This is a genomic window from Streptomyces olivaceoviridis (assembly GCF_014650115.1).
In the GTDB taxonomy this organism is placed as follows: domain Bacteria; phylum Actinomycetota; class Actinomycetes; order Streptomycetales; family Streptomycetaceae; genus Streptomyces; species Streptomyces olivaceoviridis.
In genome coordinates this window covers 70,938-87,917 of sequence record NZ_BMUI01000020.1, presented here as the reverse complement: position 1 = coordinate 87,917, position 16,980 = coordinate 70,938, and the positions used below count along the sequence as shown (strand labels likewise).

The following is a 16,980-nucleotide window of genomic DNA, read 5'->3' as shown; positions in this document are numbered from 1 at the left end:
GGGCCGGTGCGCGTCGTACGAGGACTCAGCCCGCGGCGACCGTCAGCGGTGCGAACCGCCGGGTCCAGTCCCCCGGCAGTTCCGTGATGCCATAGGTCATCACCGAGTTGACGGCCACGGAGGCCAGTCCGCGCTCCTTCGCCCAGGTCAGCAGCTCTTCATGGCGCACGTCGATGTCGGTCCGCAGCGGACGGTCCGTGCGGGCCGCCAGCGAGGCGATCAGTGCCTTGGCGGTCTCCGTGTCCCGGGCGATCAGCGGACCGACGACATGGGTGTGCATGTTGGGCCACGCGGCGGTGTAACCGATGAGGCGGCCGTCCTCCTCGGCCACCCGGAGTTGATCGGCGAAGGCGGGCAGGCGGGTGATGAGAGAGGTGCGGTCGGTGCCGAACACCTCCTCGTCGAGGCGCAGGATCGCTGGGAGATCCTCTGCGGTGGCAGCACGCGTGACGACCCCGTCCTCCCGGCCGCCGGGGGTGAAGCGGCCCGTCAGCATCTCCGCCCGGCCCGTCACCTTGAAGCCCAGCTCCTCGTACAAGGGACGGCCGTACGGCGTGGCGTGCAGCGTCAGGGGAGTCGTCCCCATGCTGGACATGACGTGCCGCATCAGACGGCGCCCGACGCCCCGACGGGCGTGACGCTCGGCCACGAGAACCATGCCGATGGCGCCGAGATCCGGCCGCCCCCACGTGCCGTACTCCGTGACCACGCACGCGGCGACGAGGCCGCCCTCGGGGTCGTCGATGCCGAAGCCCTTCCCGGCTGTGAGAAGGAAGCCCCACTTGTGTTCCTCACGTGGCCACCCCCGGTCTTCGGACAGGTCGGCGCAGGCGGTGAGATCGCGAAGCGTCAGGCGGCGAATGGGCAGAGCGGTGAGGGAAGGAGTTGGCACGCAGGTCAGGCTGTCCGACCGGCACCCCTGCCGTCCACCCGTTTCGAGCCGGACGCACGTGCTTTTGGCCATCTCGTGGTCCTGCGCACAACCCGTGGACAGCTCTGCGTGTTTCACGTGAAACATCGGCCGCCCACTAACCTCGGGCCATGGCGAGACTTCATCTCTTCGATCTCGACGGGACCTTGCTGCACGGAACGACCGCTCCAGTGGAGATTTCACGCCAGTTGGGCCTGGAGGCGGAGACGGTGGCACTGGACCGTGCGATCGCGGAGGGCCGGATCGGTCCGCCGCAGTACGCGGCCCTGGTGTACGACCTCTGGGCGGACCTGACCGAGGAACATGTGCGGGCCGCGTTCGAGGCGGCTCCCTGGCTGACCCGGATCCGTGAGGTCTGGACGGCGATCAGAAGCGCGGGTGAGTACTGTGCGGTGGTGTCTCTCTCACCCTCCTTCTTCGTGGAACGCCTCCTCGACTGGGGTGCCCACGCGGCGCATGGGTCGCGCTTCCCAGCCGTGCCGTTCACCGAGCCTGTCGATCCCTCCGGGGCGCTCAGCGCAGCGGCCAAGGTGACCATCGCGAACCGGCTCTGCGCGGAGTTCGGGGTGGCACGAGCCGACTGTGTGGCGTACGGCGACTCGTCGTCGGACAAGGAGTTGTTTGCTGCCGTACCGGTTTCCGTGGCGGTCAACGCCGATGCGCACCTGGCCGGACTGGCGACCCATTCGTACACGGGACGGGACCTGTGGGATGCCTATGAACTGGTCGGACCTGCCCGATAGTTGTGCGGCGTCACCGCTCGCCCCGTGCTGTCCTCTCGGCGGAGCGAGGAGGGACTTGTGTGCGTGCCGACGACCGGTAGGGTCGACTCCGGTTCACGTCCGGGATGGAGTGCGCCTTCTGGGAGGAGGGTGCGCACGACCGCAAGATGTTCGAGGCGAGGGCACACCATGGATGCTCCGACCACCCCGCCGGGGGAGAGCGCCGTGCCGGGTGGGGGCGGCTGGTTCATGCCGCGCCAGGGAGCATCGGTTCCGCTCCCGAACGGTGATCAGGGCGCACCCGAGGCGTCGCTGCGCGTGCCCGTGCGGCGGTCGGCCCCGGTTGCTGAGGAGGGCTCGCCGGACGCCCTTCTCATCCGCCGCACGATGACCGAGATCGGCCCCGAAGCCGACAGGGCCACCTCCTACTTCTACGCTCTCCTCTTCGTCCGCCATCCCGAACTGCGGGCCCTGTTCCCGGCCGCGATGGACACCCAGCGGGACCGCCTGCTGAAGGCACTGCTCACGGCGGCCGAGCACCTGGACGACACCCCGGTCCTCGTCGACTACCTGCGGAACCTGGGTCGCGGACACCGCAAGTACGGGACGCGGGCCGAGCACTACCCGGCCGTGGGTGAATGCCTCATCGGCGCGTTGAGCAAGTACGCCGCCACCGTCTGGAACCCGGAGACGGAGGCCGCCTGGGTGCGGGCCTACACGACGATGTCCCAGGTCATGATCGACGCGGCGGCGGCCGACGAACTGCGTGCCCCGGCCTGGTGGCAGGCGCAGATCGTCACGCATGATCTGCGGACCCCGGACGTCGCGATCCTCACCGTCCGCCCCGACCAGCCCTATCCCTTCCTCGCCGGCCAGTACACGAGCGTGGAAACACCCTGGTGGCCCCGGGTGTGGCGGCACTACTCCTTCGCCTCCGCGCCCCGCTCGGACGGACTGCTGACGTTCCATGTGAAGGCCGTTCCGGCCGGCTGGGTATCCAAGGCGCTGGTCCACCGTGCCCGGCCCGGAGACGTCATACGCATCGGACCGCCGGCCGGTTCGATGACCGTCGACCACACCACCGACAGCGGACTGCTCTGCCTGGGCGGCGGCACCGGCATAGCGCCCATCAAGGCCCTGGTGGAGGACGTCGCCGGGCGCGGCGAACGTCGCCCGGTCGAGGTGTTCTACGGGGCGCGCACCGATCACGACCTGTACGACATCGACACGATGCTCAGGCTCCAGCAGAGTCACCCCTGGCTGTCGGTCCGGCCCGTCATCGACCAGCGGACGCAGCTCCGGTTCCCCGACGCCATCCGCGCCTATGGTCCATGGGCCGAGTACGACGCCTATCTCTCGGGCCCGCCCGGAATGATCCGCAGTGGCGTCGACACCCTCCGGGACATCGGCATCCCGGCCGGCCGCATACGGCACGACGCGGTGGAGGAACGGCTCGTCGGCGCGGGCTGACCGCGCCTAGCCGAGGTCGGGGGCGTGCATGGCCCGTACCCCTTCGATGTTCCCGTCCAGGTAGTGGCGCAGGGACAGCGGGACGAGATGGACGGAAGCGATGCCGACGCGGGTGAACGGGACGCGGACGATCTCGTACTCACCGGCCGGCTCGTCCACTTCGGGGCCGTGACGCAGGGAGGGGTCCATGGACTCCAGCCGACAGACGAAGAAGTGCTGCACCTTCACCCCGGTCGCGCCGCCGTCCTCACCGATGTGCTCCACCGTGTCCACGAAACACGGCACCACGTCGGTGATCTTGGCGCCGAGTTCCTCCTCCACCTCACGGTGCAGGGCGTCCACGACGGTGGAGTCCCCGGGTTCGACTCCCCCACCGGGGGTGACCCAGTAGGGATCGACACCGGGCTTGGTGCGCTTGATCAGGATCAGGTCGTCGCCGTCCAGGAGAACGGCACGGGCGGTGCGCTTGACCACGGGTCGGACGGTCATGGGAGAAATGTGGCCCGGCTGGTTCCACGTGAAACATCGCAAAGTGCCACGACATGACCGCAGTGCGTGCATCCCGGGCGGACCAGGTCAGCCCCAGGCCGTGGCGGCGCGCTGGAGCCACTCATGGGCCCGGCCGATATGGGGCAGGGCGAGCGTGCCGGTCCGCACCACCAGGAAGTACGTACGCAGGGGCGGGACCACCGGATCGTGCAGGGTGACGATCGCGCCGTCCTCCAGCGCCGGGGCACACAGGTAGCGGGGCAGCACCGCCAGTCCGGCTCCGGCGATGACGCAGGAGAGCACGGCACGCAGATCCGGGACGACGACCGTGCCCGTGGCGGCCGGGCGGGAGTCGAAGACGGAGGCCCAGTAGCGCGAGACGAACGGCAGCGACTCGTGGACCTCGACGAGCGGCAGGTGCTCCAGGGCCGGGGCGCCCTTCAGCCGCAGGGCGTCCGCGCCGATCCGCTCCGTCCAGCGTGGGGCGGCGACCAGCACATGCTCCTCGTCGCAGAGCGGAGTGGCGGTGAGCAGGGCCCCGCGTGGCCATGCCGTGCTGATGGCCAGATCATGGAGGCCGCAGGCCAGCCCCTCCAGCACCTCCTCGGTCGTCCCGAAGGAGACCCGTAGCGCGAGGCTCCGGCCGTCGTCGCCGGTCAGCTCGCTGAGCGCCGGCAGAGCACGTTCGGCGGTGAACTCCGGAGGCCCGGCCAGGTGCAGCGTCCGTGACGAGGACTCGTCGTCCAGGCCGCTCTCCACTATCTCCACCAGGGCGTCGAGATGCGGTGCGGCCCTGTGCGCGAGTTCGTCACCGACGGTCGTCGGGGTCACTCCGCGCGCCTGACGGAGGAACAGCGGTCTGCCGAGCTGGCGCTCCAGCGTGCGGATCTGCGAGGTGACAGCGGGCTGGGAGAGGCCGAGCAGAGCGGCGGCGCGGGTGAAAGAACCGGCTCTGTGCACGGCGACGAAGGTCCGCAGCAAGGCCAGATCCATGGCACGCCCTCCCGTGTCGCTGCCCCCTCCGGCCCCCAGGCAGGCACCAACTATAAATAAGTCGATAGGTCTCTGTCGTTAGCGTGATTGGACACTGACGCAGAGTCAACTAGCCTGGTTCGCACGGTCTTTCCCAGGAAAGCCGCAGGCGGTCCGAGCCACGAGGGGGGAGGCTCGGACCGCCCTGACGACAGCGGCGGGAGACGCGGACGCTACTCGGCGGACGCGTCCAGGGCGCGCAGCACGTCCGCCACCAGGTCCTCGGGGTCCTCCGCGCCGACGGACATGCGGATGAAGCCCTCCGGGACGGCGTCCCCGCCCCAGCGGCGGCGGCGTTCGGCGGTGGATCGCACCCCCCCGAAACTCGTCGCGTCCTCCACCAGCCGCAGGGCAGCCAGAAAACGCTCGGCACGCGTGCGCGTGGGCAGGGTGAAGGAGACGACGGAGCCGTAGCGGCGCATCTGCTGCGTGGCGATCTTGTGCGAGGGGTCGTCGGACAGGCCCGGGTAGCGCAGGCCGGAGACCTCGGGCCGCCGCCGCAGCGCCTCCGCGACGGCGAGGGCCGTGGCGTTCTGCCGGTCGACGCGCAGCTGGAGCGTGGCGATGGACCGGTGTGCGAGCCAGGCCTCCATGGGGCCGGAGATCGCGCCGACGATCTTGCGCCAGCGGCGCACGGCGGCCATCGCCTCGGCACCGCGGCCGGTGACGTAACCCAGCAGGACATCGCCATGGCCGGTGAGCTGCTTGGTACCGCTGGCCACGGAGAAGTCGGCGCCCAGTTCCAGCGGGCGCTGGCCGAGCGGGGTGGCGAGGGTGTTGTCCACGGCCACCAGGGCGCCCCGCGCGTGGGCCGCCTCGGCCAGGCGCCGGATGTCGCAGACATCGAGCCCGGGGTTGGACGGCGACTCGATCCACAGCAGCCGCGCCCCGTCGAGCACCTCCAGCTGGGCGTCCCCGCCGGTCGGCGCGGTGCGCACCTCGACGCCGTACGCCTCCAGCTGGGCGCCGACCAACGGCAGCACCTGATAGCCGTCGGACGGCAGCACGACCGCGTCCCCGGCGCGCAGCTGGGAGAACAGCACGGCGGAGATCGCCGCCATGCCGGAGGCGAAGACCAGCGTCTCGGTGTCCTCCCGCCCGGGTGCCTCCAGCTCGCTGACGGCCCGCTCCAGCAGCGTCCAGGTCGGGTTGTCGTCACGGCCGTACGCATACGGTCCCGAGACCTCGCCGGGCAGGTGGAAGTGGGCCGCGAACACCGGTCCGGGCAGGGTCGGCTCGTTCTTCGCCGGCTCCGGCAGTCCCGCACGTACCGCGCGCGTGCCGTCGCCGACGCGGCCCACGTTCTTCGTGGCGTCGTTCATGCGGCCCGTCCCTCCAGTTCGTCCCGTACGGCGGCGAGCAGACCGGTGCCCGCCGCCTCCACCATCTCAAGGCACTCCTCGAAACCGTCCCGGCCCCCGTAGTACGGGTCCGGCACGTCGAGGTCGTCGCCGGCGGCGGGGTCGTAGGAGCGCAGCAGGCGTATCTTGCGAGCGTCCTCCTCGGTGGGCGCAAGGCGCCGCAGGGCCTTGAGATGGCCGGTGTCGAGGGCTATCACGAGGTCGAGGCGGGCGAACCACGACGGCAGGAACTGGCGGGCGACGTGCTCGCTGTCGTAGCCGTGCTCCTCCAGGACCGAGACGGTACGCGGGTCGGCGGGCTCGCCCTCGTGCCAGCCGCCCGTGCCGGCGCTGTCCACCGCCACCAGGTCCTCCAGCCCGGCCTCCGCCACGCGCGCGCGGAAGACGGATTCGGCCATCGGGGAACGGCAGATGTTGCCGGTGCACACGAAACAGACACGGTAGGCCATGAGCTCAGTCCTCGTCGGGCAGGACGACGTGCAGCGCCCAGGAGACGACGGAGACGATCAGACCGCCGACGACGGCCGTCCAGAAGCCCTCCACATGGAAACTCAGGTCGAGCTTGCCGCACACCCAGGAGGTCAGCAACAGCATCAGCGCGTTCACGACCAGGGTGATCAGGCCCAGGGTCAGGATGAACAGCGGGAAGGTGAGCACCTTCACGATCGGCTTGACCAACCAGTTCACCAGGCCGAAGATCAACGCGACGACGATCAGCGTGCCGGCCTTCTTGGCGGTGCTGTCACCCGTCAGGGTGATCTTGTCGAGCAGCCACACCGCGACCGCCAGGGCGCCTGCGTTGGCGATCGTCTTGACTACGAAATTCTTCATGTGTCTGATCGTGGCAGACCGGGCGGACCCTGGCCGGACGGACGGCGAGCGGTGCGACGGCGGGCAGCGGAACAGCGAGCAGTGAGGCGAGGGCGGCAGCGGCGATGAAGGCATTCCGGCTGGACGATCTGGAGGCGGAACGCGCCGCCAACGAAGGCGCCTACCTGCAGTTCCTGCGCGAGCGGAACATGTCGGTCGGCCTGTACGCCCTCAACGCGGGCGAGCACGACCCGCAGAAGCCGCACGGCCAAGACGAGGTGTACCTCGTGGTCAGCGGCCGGGCGTCGATCACCGTGGGTCTGGAGACGACCGAGGTGGCGCGGGGCAGCGTCGTGTACGTGCCCGCCGGGGTCGCCCACAAGTTTCACCACATCAGCGAGGACCTCAGGGTGCTCGTCGTGTTCTCTCCGCCCGAGGCGTGACCCGGGAGCCCCGGGTTCCCTAGGGGACGGGTCAGGGGAGGACAAGGGATGCGAGGCCCCCGTGAGGGCCCTGCGCGGCCCTAGCATCGAGTGCGGAACATCGACAACGCACGAGACGCAAAGGACGAGGGCGATGCGAGAGATCTTCGCGGGGCTGCCGTGGTGGGTGAAGTGGGTCGCGGTGCCGGTCATCGCCCTGGTCGTGTTCGGCGGCCTGATAGCGACGGTGGTCGGGTTCGTTATCGGCCTGCTGTTCAAGGCGCTGATCTTCGTCGCCCTGGTCGGCGGACTGATCTACATCGTCCGCAAGTTCATGGGGAACTCCTCGTCGCGCAGCGACTGGTGAGGCACCCGGGAGCCGGTCACCCGTGACGGAGGGCCGCTTCCCTCGGGGGAGGGAAGTTTCCCCCGGGAGCCGTCTACGGGCGGTGGCGGGCGGTTAAAGTCCGGAACTCCCCACGGGGTCCGGCCCCGTGGGCGGCGCAGACCCCCCTCCGTGCTCTTCCTCGCACGGGCTGCCCCCTCGCGCTCCGGGAGTGACCCTTGGCCACGGTTGACACCGCACCGGCGGAACCACACGCACCCCCCACCCCATCGCGCTCCTGCGCGCCCCCCGTCCAGCGCCCGGTACCCCTGGCCGTCCCGGGCCAGCCACAGGCCGCGGACATCCCCGGACCCCCGCGTGCCGCGGACCGCTCCGGACCACCGCCCTCCGCCGGCCGCTCCGGACCACCGCCCTCCGCCGGCCGGCCGGGACCACCGGCCGCCCCCGCACCCACCGCCACGCTCATCGGGTCCGTCCAGCGCGCCATGCACCTGCTGGAGACCGTCGCCGCGCACGCATACGGCGCCCCGGCCAAACAACTCGCCCGTGAGACCGGCCTCGCGCTGCCCACGGCGTACCACCTGCTGCGCACCCTGGTCCACGAGGGCTATCTGCGCCGCGAGAAGGGGCTGTTCTTCCTCGGTGACGCGGCGGAGCGACTGGGCCGCAGTGGAGCGCAGCAGAAACGTCGCAGCACGGTGGCGGACACGCTGGCGCACTGGCGCGATTCCATCGGAGTACCGGTGTACTACGCGATGTACCGGGACGGTGAGATCGAGGTCATGTGCGTCTCCGCCTCCCGTCAGGCGCCCGCGGTGGAAGAGTGGGCGGACTTCCGTGAGACCGGCCATGCGCACGCGATCGGACAGTGTCTGCTCTCCCAGCTGGACGAGGACGCACGGCGCGACCACCTCGCCCGGTATCCGGTGCGGCCCATCACGCCGTACACGGTGCGGGACAACGACGCGCTGCTGCGGCGGCTGGCCCGGATGCGGCGCATGGAACCGGTGGTGGAGCGCCAGGAGTACGCGGTCGGCACCGTCTGCGCGGCGGTCCCGATCACGGTCGGCACCACCGCGGCCACGATGGCCCTCTCCCTGCCCGTCCGTCAGGCCGACCGGCTGATGCCCGCGGCACAGCGGATGCAGGCGGAGATCGGTCGGCACCTGGGATCGCTCACGCTCTCTATCAGTATCTGAAAACTTACTCCTTGTGATCTCTTGTGTACTTTCAGCAAGATTTGACCACGGTCAGAGGGATCAATCCCGGCCAGTCGATGTCATATGACGGGATAGGCGATGCGCGAGTCCGTACAGGCAGAAGTCATGATGAGCTTTCTCGTGTCGGAGGAGCTCTCCTTCCGCATCCCGGTGGAGTTGCGCTACGAGACCTGTGATCCGTATGCCGTACGCCTCACCTTTCATCTGCCCGGTGATGCTCCGGTGACCTGGGCTTTCGGGCGGGAGCTGCTGATCGACGGGGTCGGCCGCCCGTGCGGGGAGGGGGACGTGCACATCGCCCCCGCCGATTCCGAGGTACTGGGTGAGGTGCTGATCCGGCTTCAGGTCGGCGGCGACCAGGCCCTGTTCCGCTCGTCGGCGCCGCCGCTCGTGGCCTTCCTCGACCGTACGGACAAGCTCGTGCCGCTCGGCCAGGAGGGTGCGCTCGCTGATTTCGACGCTCACCTCGACGAGGCCCTGGACCGCATCCTCGCCGAGGAACAGAGCGCCGGCTGACGCGTTACGGCACGGGGTGGCGGGCGATCCGTCGTGCCGCGCGGAACTGTGCAGGAACGCTTCTGCGGTGGGCGCCCGTTCTGGTGGGCGCACCCTTCCGCGGTGCTCATTCTCCGCGGCGCTCGCCCCTCCCCGGTGCTCACCTCTCCTCCGGGCCGACCGCTTCCGGCTTCAGGCGTCACCCCTCCCTGCGTCACCGCTTACGGCGTCGGCCCCGGCCGCCGCGTGCCGGTGCGGGCTGTGCCCCGGCGGGTGCCGTGGCGCCGGGCCCGGTCCGGTCGGCCGACACGACGAGCGCGGCCAGCGCGGTGGTGACCGGGACAGAGGCCACCAGACCGATCGAGCCCACCAACGTGCGCACGATCTCCTCGGCCACCAGCTCGCTGTTGGCCACGGTGCCGACGCTGCTCTGCGCGATCGAGAACAGCAGCAGCAACGGCAGTGCGGCACCGGCGTAGGCGAGCACGAGGGTGTTGACCACGGACGCGATGTGGTCCCGGCCGATGCGGATGCCCGCCCGGTACAGCCCGCGCCAGCCCATCGACGGGTTGGCCTCGTGCAGTTCCCAGACGGCCGAGGTCTGCGTCACCGTCACGTCGTCCAGGACGCCGAGCGAACCGATGATGACACCGGCCAGCAGCAGACCGCTCATGTCGATCGACGGGTACAGGCCGTGGATCAGGCCGGTGCTGTCGTCCGTGTTGCCGGTCAGCGCGGCCCAGCCGATGAACAGCGAGCCGAGCACGCCGATCAGACAGAGCGAGATCAGCGTGCCGAGCACGGCCACCGACGTACGCGCCGACAGACCGTGGCACATGTACAGGGCGATCAGCATGATGGCGCTCGACCCCACTACGGCCACCAGCAGCGGGTTCGCCCCCTCCAGGATCGCCGGCAGGATGAACAGCGTCAGCACGAGGAAACTCACGGCCAGGGCGACCAGCGCCATCACCCCGCGCAGCCGGCCCACCACCACGACGGCCACCGCGAAGATCCCCGCGAGCAGTGCCATGGGGAACTTCCGGTTCACATCGGTCACCGAGTACTGCAGGTCCTTGGGGGCCGAGGGCTCGTAGGCGACCACGACCTTCTCGCCCTGGTGCAACTGCCGTGACTGGTCCGGCTGCACGATCTCGGTGAAGGTACGGCCCTCGTCCTTGCCGGTGTCCACCCGGATGGTGGCCTTCTTGCAGGTTCTGTCGGTCTCCGCCTCCGCCGACATGCCCTCGGCGCTGGAGGTGTCGCCGGCCGGAGTGCCGCCGGACGCGTTCACCGACTTGCAGCTGACCTCGACGACCCGGGTGACCGTGGCCTGCTGGGTCTGCCGGTCGAAGCCGACGCCGGTGCGCTTGTGGGAGGGGGCGTGCCCGGGCCAGAGCACCACGAGGCCGACCAGGACCGCCGCGGTGAAGGGGACCAGGATCGCTGCGATGACCTTGCGCAGGTGCTGGGAGACGGGGGCAGCCGGGCCGTGGTTGTGGCTGTGGCCGTGCGAGTGGCTGTTGCCGTGTGAGTGACCGTGGCCGTGTGGACCGTGGCCGTGTTCGTCGCCCTGTTCCGGGCCGTCTCGGCGGGGCGGCTCGGGCGGCTGGTAGGGGTACTGCTCCATCCTGGTCACCGCCCGATCATCGCAAGAACGACGGGGGCCCACTGTTCACCGCGCCACACATGGCGCTAGCGTGGAGGCACCTTTGCACACGCGGGAGCTCGGAGCACCGGGCTGAGAGGGCGCTGACCTCCGTACACGCGATGTTTCACGTGGAACAAGAGGTGTTCCACAAGAAACGTCGGCAGACGGAAGCCGCTGCGTCGACCGCCGAACCTGTTACCGGGTAATGCCGGCGTAGGGAGTAGGTCTCATGGCCAACAAGGACGCACGCACGCCTGCCTCCGTCCAGGACGAGAAGTCCCCGGAGGTCGGGAAGTCCATCGGCTGGCACAAGGCGTACGTCGAGGGCTCGCGCCCCGATCTGCGCGTGCCGGTCCGTCAGGTGCACCTCACCAACGGGCAGTCGGTCACGCTGTATGACACGTCAGGTCCGTACACCGATCCACTCGTCGACACGGACGTCCGTCGTGGCCTGCCGCCGCTGCGGGAGAACTGGATCATTGCCCGCGGCGACACCGAGGAGTACGCGGGCCGTCCGGTCCGTCCCGAGGACGACGGGATCAAGCACACCTCGCCGCGCGGCGGCCTGCGGAACCTGGACGCGGTCTTCCCCGGACGTCCGCGTCAGCCGCGGCGGGGCGGCAACGGCCGTGCGGTGACGCAGCTCGCGTACGCCCGCCGCGGCGAGATCACGCCGGAGATGGAGTTCGTGGCCCTCCGGGAGAACGTTTCTCCTGAGGTGGTCCGCGAGGAGATCGCGGCGGGCCGGGCCGTGCTGCCGGCCAACGTCAACCACCCGGAGATCGAGCCGATGATCATCGGCAAACGGTTCCTGGTGAAGGTGAACGCCAACATCGGCAACTCCGCGGTGACGTCCTCCATCGAGGAGGAGGTCGAGAAGATGACCTGGGCGACCCGGTGGGGCGCCGACACGGTCATGGACCTGTCCACCGGCCGCAACATCCACACCACCCGTGAGTGGGTCCTGCGCAACTCCCCCGTCCCCATCGGCACGGTGCCGCTCTACCAGGCCCTGGAGAAGGTCGACGGCAAGGCCGAGGAGCTGACCTGGGAGATCTACAAGGACACCGTCATCGAGCAGGCCGAGCAGGGCGTGGACTACATGACGGTCCACGCGGGCGTCCGGCTGCCGTACGTCCCGCTCACCGCCCACCGCAAGACCGGCATCGTCTCGCGCGGCGGCTCGATCATGGCCGCGTGGTGCCTGGCGCATCACAAGGAATCGTTCCTGTACGAGAACTTCGAGGAGCTGTGCGAGATCCTCGCCGCCTACGACGTCACGTACTCGCTGGGCGACGGCCTGCGGCCGGGTTCGATCGCGGACGCCAACGACGAGGCCCAGTTCGCGGAGTTGAGGACGCTCGGGGAACTCAACCGCATCGCCAAGCGTTTCAACGTACAGACCATGATCGAGGGCCCGGGGCACGTCCCGATGCATAAGATCAAGGAGAACATCGACCTTCAGCAGGAGATCTGCGATGAAGCTCCGTTCTATACGCTCGGCCCGCTGACCACGGACGTCGCGCCCGCGTACGACCACATCACCTCCGGCATCGGTGCCGCGATGATCGCCTGGTGGGGCACGGCGATGCTCTGCTACGTCACGCCCAAGGAGCACCTGGGCCTGCCCAACCGGGACGACGTCAAGACCGGTGTCATCACCTACAAGATCGCCGCACACGCGGCGGACCTCGCCAAGGGGCATCCCGGCGCCCAGGAGTGGGACGACGCACTGTCCGACGCCCGCTTCGAGTTCCGGTGGGAGGACCAGTTCAACCTCGCGCTGGACCCGGACACGGCACGGGAGTTCCACGACGAGACCCTGCCGGCCGAGCCCGCCAAGACGGCGCACTTCTGCTCCATGTGCGGCCCGAAGTTCTGCAGCATGAAGATCTCGCAGGACATCCGGCGTGAGCACGGCGGCAGCCGGGCCGAGATCGAGGAGGGTATGGCCCAGAAGTCCAAGGAGTTCGCGGCGGCCGGCAACCGGGTGTACCTGCCGATCGCCGACTGAGTGCCGCACGCCGGACTCGCCGCGCCGGCCGGTCCCCTGACGGTCGGCCGGTGTGGCGGGGCAGTAGGGCCCACGACCGACCGGTGTGGTGGCAGCACACCGGTGGGCCGGTCGGATCACTCGGGCTGGTGCTCCGGGCCGCCGAAGTCCGGGCTCGTGTAGTCGGGGCTGGTGAAGCTCGGGCGGCCGGTCGCGGTGCCGTCGTCGGGGCTGCTGAAGCCGGGGCGGTCGTAGCCGAGGCGGGGTATGCGGCCGGTCGGCGCGGACGGGGTCGACGGGTGACCGGTGGTCGTGCCGGGTTCGGCGAGTGCCTCCCGGAGGAAGGGCAGGATGCCGCGCTCCAGCAGGGCGTCCCGCCACGCCTCCCTGGCCCTGGCCAGCTCCTCGTGGGCCGCGTCCCGTGCCCGGTCGTCCGCCCGGGTGCTGTTGCGCAGAGCGGTGAGCAGCAGGCCGACCGCGGCGACGAGGACCGCCGCCGCGGTGATGGCGCCGAACACCCAGCCGGCGGTGAGCATGGTCCGGGCGAAGGTCTGGTGGGGGTCGAGCACCTTCAGGATGTAGCCGACCAGCAGGAAGATCACCGCGGCGGTCCCGGAGAGGACGGGAGCCAGGACGGCGGTGACCGCGATGGCGCCCGCGCCGGTGCTTTCGGCGGCTTCGCCGAGGGTGGTGGCGACGCCCGTGCTGGTCGAGTCCGGGCTCGGCTCGTCGGAGTCGGCGACGGCCGACGGGCCGGACAGCGCAGGGTGACGCAGCTCGTCGCGCAGCTTGACGTAGTGCTGGTACTCGGCCGCCGCGGCTGCCGTGATCAGGGCGGAGGCGTCGAGTGCCATGGTGCGTAGTTGTTCGGAGTTGAGCCGCTGTCCGACAGCGGCCAGTTCCGGTCGGTGCGGTGCGGAGCGCAGCGCCTCATCGAGGAGCCGCTCGAATTCCTGGCGGTCCTCGCTCAGCAGGTGCTGCGGAACGCTGTTCATGTGCATCCCCCGATGCTCCGTAGGGCTTGGGGCTCGCACGCCGGCGAGCCGTCGGGCAGAAACGGAGGGGAGCCTGCTACGGATAAGCCGATGGTAGAGCCGTGACGGCGCACGGTGACAGGGGATTGCCGGAAATTGCGGTCCGGCCTGCGCGTACGCGGATGGGAGATGCCTGCCCGGCGAACGGTCAGCTGTGCAAAGGCAGTTGCTGGACCAGCAGCTTTCCGGCCATGGTCACTCCACCGTCCATGGCGATGGCGAGTCCGTCGGCGTAGACGTGCGGCCCCTCGACGATCGGGCCGGTGCTGTCCTCGCCGTCCTCGGAGCCGACCTGGCCGAGGAGGTAGGGAATGGGGCTATGCCCGTGAACGACCCGGGTGCCGCCGTACGTATCGAGGAGGGAGCGTACGGCGTCGGCGCCGCCCTCGTCGCGGAAGGAGAAGCGTTTGGTGAACTTGCGGAACAGGTCCCAGACCTCGTCGGCGTCGTTGCGGGTCAGAGCCTCGCGGACCGTGTCGTTGACCGCCTCGATGGAGTCGCCGTAGTCGAGGTAGGCGGTGGTGTCGGAGTGGAGGAGCAGATAGCCGTCGACCTCCTCGACGGCGTCGAGGCGGGCCATCCACTGGAGGTGGTGGTCCTGGAGGCGGTCCATGTCGGTCTTCTGGCCGCCGTTGAGCAGCCAGGCCGCCTGGAAGGTGGCCGTGCCCGCGCCGGAGTTGACGGGGGTGTCGCCGAACCGTTTGGCGCCGAGGAGCAGCAGTTCGTGGTTGCCCATGAGGGCCTTGCAGTATCCGCCAGCCGCCGCGGCCTCGGCGGACAGCCGCATGACCAGGTCGATGACGCCGATGCCGTCCGGGCCGCGGTCGGTGAAGTCGCCGAGGAACCACAGCCGGGCGGTGCCCGCGCACCACTGGCCCGAGGCGTCGATCAGGCCCTGCTCCTGTAGGGCCGCCACCAGCTCGTCCAGGTAGCCGTGGACGTCACCGACGACATAGAGCGGGCCGGGCCCGGTCGCGGGCTGGGGGGCCGGGGCGGGGGCGGGCTCCACGGGGACCTGGAGGGTGTCGCCGCGGTTGATGACGGGCAGGTCGCGCTGGGTGGGGGTGTAGCCCTCGGGGTACGCCTCGTCGGCGGGCGGTACGACGTCACCGGGGTGGACGTGCTGGACGTACGGACCGGTCTCGTGGACGTACGCGGGTACCCGGAAGTCGCGCAACGTCGCCGTCCGCTCCACCTCGGGTCCCTGACCGGCCCCCTGAGTCATCAGACCCCTCCACCATCGCGCCGCATCTGCACCGCTTCGGACTGCCTGGTCGCAGCGGTCCGCGGTGTCGTGGGCCCATCATAGGAACGCGCGTCGCGCCGTGTGATGACCCAGGGGTGGTGAATCGGAACAAGACTCCAGTTCACCGTGGCTTTCGCCCTGTTTGGGCAGATGTTCGACCGGCTGTCGGCCGGACGAGCCCTCGGCCCGCCGGGTCCGTCCCCGCCCGCGCCGCGCCGCCGGGTCCCCTGTGCCGCACCGGCCGGGCCCCGTGCGGGCCGGTGCGGCGGGCGGTGCTACTTCTCGTCCGGTGTCCGCGGCGGGCTGACCGTCGTGCGCGGGGACCGCCGCTGGGAGGAGGTGCGCACGATCAGCTCGGTCGGTATCACCTGCTCGACCGGCTGGTCCGACTCGACGCCCTCGATGGCGTCGATGAGGAGCTGGACGACGGCGGTCCCGATGCGGCGCGGCTTCAGGGACAGGGTGGTGATGGGCGGCTCGGTGCTGGCGTACACGGTGGACTCGCTACAGCACACCAGCAGCAGGTCGTCGGGGACGCGCAGGCCGTAGCGGCGGGCGGCGGCGAGCAGGTCGGTGCCGTTGGGGTCGAACAGCCCGTAGACCGCGTCGGGCCGGTCGGGGCGGGCGAGCAGCCGGTCGGCGGCGACGGCGCCCGCGCACGGGTCGTGCGCCGGATAGGACTCGTAGACCGGGTCCTGGCCGACCCGTTCGCACCAGCGCAGGTACGCGGTGGTCGACAGGTGGGTGTACGTGTCCGTCGTGGTGCCGGTGAGCAGGCCGATGCGGCGGGCGCCGGCGGCGGCGAGGTGGTCGAGGATGCCGAGTACGGCGGCCTCGTGGTCGTTGTCGACCCAGGCGGTGACGGGGAGCGCGCCGGCCGGGCGGCCGTCGGAGACGACCGGCAGTCCCTGTCGCACCAGCTCGCTGACCACCGGGTCCTGGTCGGAGGGGTCGATCACGACCGTGCCGTCCAGGGCGACGTTGGACCAGACGTCGTGGCGGGAGGTCGCGGGCAGGATGACCAGGGCGTAGCCGCGGGCGAGCGCGGCCGATGTCGCCGCCCGTGCCATCTCGGCGAAGTAGGCGAACTCGGTGAAGGTGAAAGGTTCATCCCCGTATGTGGTCACGGTCAGGCCGATCAGACCCGACTTGCCGGTACGGAGGGTGCGGGCGGCGGCCGAGGGCCGGTACCCCAGCCGGTCGGCGACCTCGCGGACATGGCGCCGGGTGGCATCCGGAAGCCGGCCCTTGCCGTTGAGGGCGTCGGACACGGTCGTGATGGAGACCCCGGCGGCGGCGGCCACGTCTCTGATGCCCGCCCGACCCGGCCGGCTGCCTCGACGTGAGGTTTCCGCGCGGCTCACCTGGTGCTTCCCTGCTGCTGTCATGGCGAGCCGATAGTAGGGCTCATGCGGTGGGGTAGTGCGGACGCATATGCACGCGTTGACAGGCACGTTTCTGCATGGTCATTGGGTGCCAACTTCCTTGGGAACCAAGGTGGTTGACCGATCCAATAGTAAGACGTGACTGGTCGACGCGGATGGACCTACCAAGTCCCCGATGTCTCGAAGAGGTCTCAACTCACCTTCACGGGGGACGCGCGCCACGGCGCGAGCTACCGGCGCATAGATATATGTACGGCGCGCCCCCCGAAACGTACGCCTTCGTACGAGGATGTCCCTGATGCCGGTCGAAGACGTGAGCTTCGCCTCTTTCCGCGGCGACGACCGCACTACTGGGCGTTCCGGACCTGTTCGC

17 protein-coding genes are annotated in these 16,980 nt (G+C 70.0%); 7 read left to right on the top strand and 10 right to left on the bottom strand.

Annotated elements, in window-relative coordinates:
* Window positions 1–25: 25 nt before the first annotated feature.
* Complete coding sequence (locus IE273_RS30850) at window positions 26–892, bottom strand: GNAT family N-acetyltransferase (RefSeq protein WP_189818457.1); 867 nt, start codon at window positions 890–892, stop codon at window positions 26–28.
* 149 nt (window positions 893–1,041) lie between these two features.
* Here IE273_RS30850 and IE273_RS30845 point away from each other — a divergent pair, with 149 nt between their 5' ends.
* Window positions 1,042–1,674: an HAD family hydrolase gene (locus tag IE273_RS30845; protein ID WP_189818456.1), complete on the top strand. Its 633-nt coding sequence runs from the start codon at window positions 1,042–1,044 to the stop codon at window positions 1,672–1,674.
* A gap of 129 nt (window positions 1,675–1,803) precedes the next feature.
* Window positions 1,804–3,123, top strand: coding sequence for a globin domain-containing protein (locus IE273_RS30840; protein WP_444545929.1), 1,320 nt, complete (start codon window positions 1,804–1,806; stop codon window positions 3,121–3,123).
* A 6-nt stretch (window positions 3,124–3,129) separates the two neighbouring features.
* On the opposite strand, the gene IE273_RS30835 is transcribed toward IE273_RS30840, so the two are convergent.
* The 5 genes from IE273_RS30835 to IE273_RS30815 form a co-directional block, all read right to left on the bottom strand.
* Window positions 3,130–3,612 carry an NUDIX hydrolase gene (locus tag IE273_RS30835; protein ID WP_171154728.1) on the bottom strand — a complete coding sequence of 161 codons (483 nt, stop codon included), beginning with the start codon at window positions 3,610–3,612 and terminating at the stop codon, window positions 3,130–3,132.
* Between the two features lie 87 nt (window positions 3,613–3,699).
* Window positions 3,700–4,605 carry a LysR family transcriptional regulator gene (locus IE273_RS30830; protein ID WP_189818455.1) on the bottom strand — a complete coding sequence of 302 codons (906 nt, stop codon included), beginning with the start codon at window positions 4,603–4,605 and terminating at the stop codon, window positions 3,700–3,702.
* 212 nt (window positions 4,606–4,817) lie between these two features.
* Entirely contained in the window at window positions 4,818–5,966 is a 1,149-nt protein-coding gene (locus tag IE273_RS30825) for a cystathionine gamma-lyase (RefSeq protein WP_189818454.1), read from the bottom strand.
* On the bottom strand, window positions 5,963–6,454 hold the full coding sequence (locus IE273_RS30820; protein ID WP_189818453.1) for a low molecular weight protein-tyrosine-phosphatase: 492 nt from the start codon (window positions 6,452–6,454) through the stop codon (window positions 5,963–5,965). The genes IE273_RS30825 and IE273_RS30820 overlap by 4 nt, the downstream gene beginning before the upstream one ends.
* Window positions 6,455–6,458: 4 nt before the next feature.
* Window positions 6,459–6,836: a phage holin family protein gene (locus IE273_RS30815; protein ID WP_189818452.1), complete on the bottom strand. Its 378-nt coding sequence runs from the start codon at window positions 6,834–6,836 to the stop codon at window positions 6,459–6,461.
* A gap of 104 nt (window positions 6,837–6,940) precedes the next feature.
* Here IE273_RS30815 and IE273_RS30810 point away from each other — a divergent pair, with 104 nt between their 5' ends.
* The 4 genes from IE273_RS30810 to IE273_RS30795 all read left to right on the top strand — a co-directional run bounded on the left by IE273_RS30810 (window position 6,941) and on the right by IE273_RS30795 (window position 9,319).
* Window positions 6,941–7,258 carry a cupin domain-containing protein gene (locus IE273_RS30810; protein WP_189818451.1) on the top strand — a complete coding sequence of 106 codons (318 nt, stop codon included), beginning with the start codon at window positions 6,941–6,943 and terminating at the stop codon, window positions 7,256–7,258.
* Window positions 7,259–7,391: 133 nt separating this feature from the next.
* Window positions 7,392–7,604, top strand: a complete 213-nt coding sequence (locus IE273_RS30805; RefSeq protein WP_014673731.1) for a DUF5326 family protein — start codon at window positions 7,392–7,394, stop codon at window positions 7,602–7,604.
* A gap of 464 nt (window positions 7,605–8,068) precedes the next feature.
* Window positions 8,069–8,782 carry an IclR family transcriptional regulator gene (locus IE273_RS30800; RefSeq protein ID WP_189818450.1) on the top strand — a complete coding sequence of 238 codons (714 nt, stop codon included), beginning with the start codon at window positions 8,069–8,071 and terminating at the stop codon, window positions 8,780–8,782.
* A gap of 99 nt (window positions 8,783–8,881) precedes the next feature.
* Window positions 8,882–9,319: an SsgA family sporulation/cell division regulator gene (locus IE273_RS30795; protein WP_014673729.1), complete on the top strand. Its 438-nt coding sequence runs from the start codon at window positions 8,882–8,884 to the stop codon at window positions 9,317–9,319.
* Window positions 9,320–9,512: 193 nt separating this feature from the next.
* Here IE273_RS30795 and IE273_RS30790 read toward each other — a convergent pair whose 3' ends face one another.
* Window positions 9,513–10,928 (bottom strand): YibE/F family protein, encoded by a 1,416-nt coding sequence (locus tag IE273_RS30790; protein ID WP_373309419.1) that lies wholly within the window; start codon window positions 10,926–10,928, stop codon window positions 9,513–9,515.
* Between the two features lie 250 nt (window positions 10,929–11,178).
* Here IE273_RS30790 and thiC point away from each other — a divergent pair, with 250 nt between their 5' ends.
* A complete protein-coding gene (thiC, locus tag IE273_RS30785; RefSeq protein WP_229887720.1) occupies window positions 11,179–12,963 on the top strand; it encodes a phosphomethylpyrimidine synthase ThiC in 1,785 nt (594 codons plus the stop codon).
* Between the two features lie 116 nt (window positions 12,964–13,079).
* Here thiC and IE273_RS30780 read toward each other — a convergent pair whose 3' ends face one another.
* The 3 genes from IE273_RS30780 to IE273_RS30770 form a co-directional block, all read right to left on the bottom strand.
* Window positions 13,080–13,943 (bottom strand): hypothetical protein, encoded by an 864-nt coding sequence (locus tag IE273_RS30780; protein WP_189818448.1) that lies wholly within the window; start codon window positions 13,941–13,943, stop codon window positions 13,080–13,082.
* Window positions 13,944–14,124: 181 nt separating this feature from the next.
* The gene (locus tag IE273_RS30775; protein ID WP_189818447.1) at window positions 14,125–15,201 is read right to left on the bottom strand and encodes a metallophosphoesterase; all 1,077 of its coding nucleotides are present in this window, start codon (window positions 15,199–15,201) and stop codon (window positions 14,125–14,127) included.
* A gap of 296 nt (window positions 15,202–15,497) precedes the next feature.
* Complete coding sequence (locus IE273_RS30770; RefSeq protein WP_189818446.1) at window positions 15,498–16,610, bottom strand: LacI family DNA-binding transcriptional regulator; 1,113 nt, start codon at window positions 16,608–16,610, stop codon at window positions 15,498–15,500.
* Between the last annotated feature and the right edge of the window lie 370 nt (window positions 16,611–16,980).

What these genes read in the sequence shown, in the direction of transcription:
- IE273_RS30815 (WP_189818452.1), bottom strand. Translation starts at nt 6,836, where the DNA reads ATGAAGAATTTCGTAGTCAAGACGATCGCCAACGCAGGCGCCCTGGCG.
- IE273_RS30795 (WP_014673729.1), top strand. Translation starts at nt 8,882, where the DNA reads ATGCGCGAGTCCGTACAGGCAGAAGTCATGATGAGCTTTCTCGTGTCG.
- IE273_RS30825 (WP_189818454.1), bottom strand. Translation starts at nt 5,966, where the DNA reads ATGAACGACGCCACGAAGAACGTGGGCCGCGTCGGCGACGGCACGCGC.
- IE273_RS30835 (WP_171154728.1), bottom strand. Translation starts at nt 3,612, where the DNA reads ATGACCGTCCGACCCGTGGTCAAGCGCACCGCCCGTGCCGTTCTCCTG.
- IE273_RS30845 (WP_189818456.1), top strand. Translation starts at nt 1,042, where the DNA reads ATGGCGAGACTTCATCTCTTCGATCTCGACGGGACCTTGCTGCACGGA.
- IE273_RS30805 (WP_014673731.1), top strand. Translation starts at nt 7,392, where the DNA reads ATGCGAGAGATCTTCGCGGGGCTGCCGTGGTGGGTGAAGTGGGTCGCG.
- IE273_RS30830 (WP_189818455.1), bottom strand. Translation starts at nt 4,605, where the DNA reads ATGGATCTGGCCTTGCTGCGGACCTTCGTCGCCGTGCACAGAGCCGGT.
- IE273_RS30810 (WP_189818451.1), top strand. Translation starts at nt 6,941, where the DNA reads ATGAAGGCATTCCGGCTGGACGATCTGGAGGCGGAACGCGCCGCCAAC.
- IE273_RS30820 (WP_189818453.1), bottom strand. Translation starts at nt 6,454, where the DNA reads ATGGCCTACCGTGTCTGTTTCGTGTGCACCGGCAACATCTGCCGTTCC.
- IE273_RS30775 (WP_189818447.1), bottom strand. Translation starts at nt 15,201, where the DNA reads ATGACTCAGGGGGCCGGTCAGGGACCCGAGGTGGAGCGGACGGCGACG.
- IE273_RS30800 (WP_189818450.1), top strand. Translation starts at nt 8,069, where the DNA reads ATGCACCTGCTGGAGACCGTCGCCGCGCACGCATACGGCGCCCCGGCC.
- IE273_RS30770 (WP_189818446.1), bottom strand. Translation starts at nt 16,610, where the DNA reads ATGACAGCAGCAGGGAAGCACCAGGTGAGCCGCGCGGAAACCTCACGT.
- IE273_RS30790 (WP_373309419.1), bottom strand. Translation starts at nt 10,928, where the DNA reads ATGGAGCAGTACCCCTACCAGCCGCCCGAGCCGCCCCGCCGAGACGGC.
- IE273_RS30780 (WP_189818448.1), bottom strand. Translation starts at nt 13,943, where the DNA reads ATGCACATGAACAGCGTTCCGCAGCACCTGCTGAGCGAGGACCGCCAG.
- thiC (WP_229887720.1), top strand. Translation starts at nt 11,179, where the DNA reads ATGGCCAACAAGGACGCACGCACGCCTGCCTCCGTCCAGGACGAGAAG.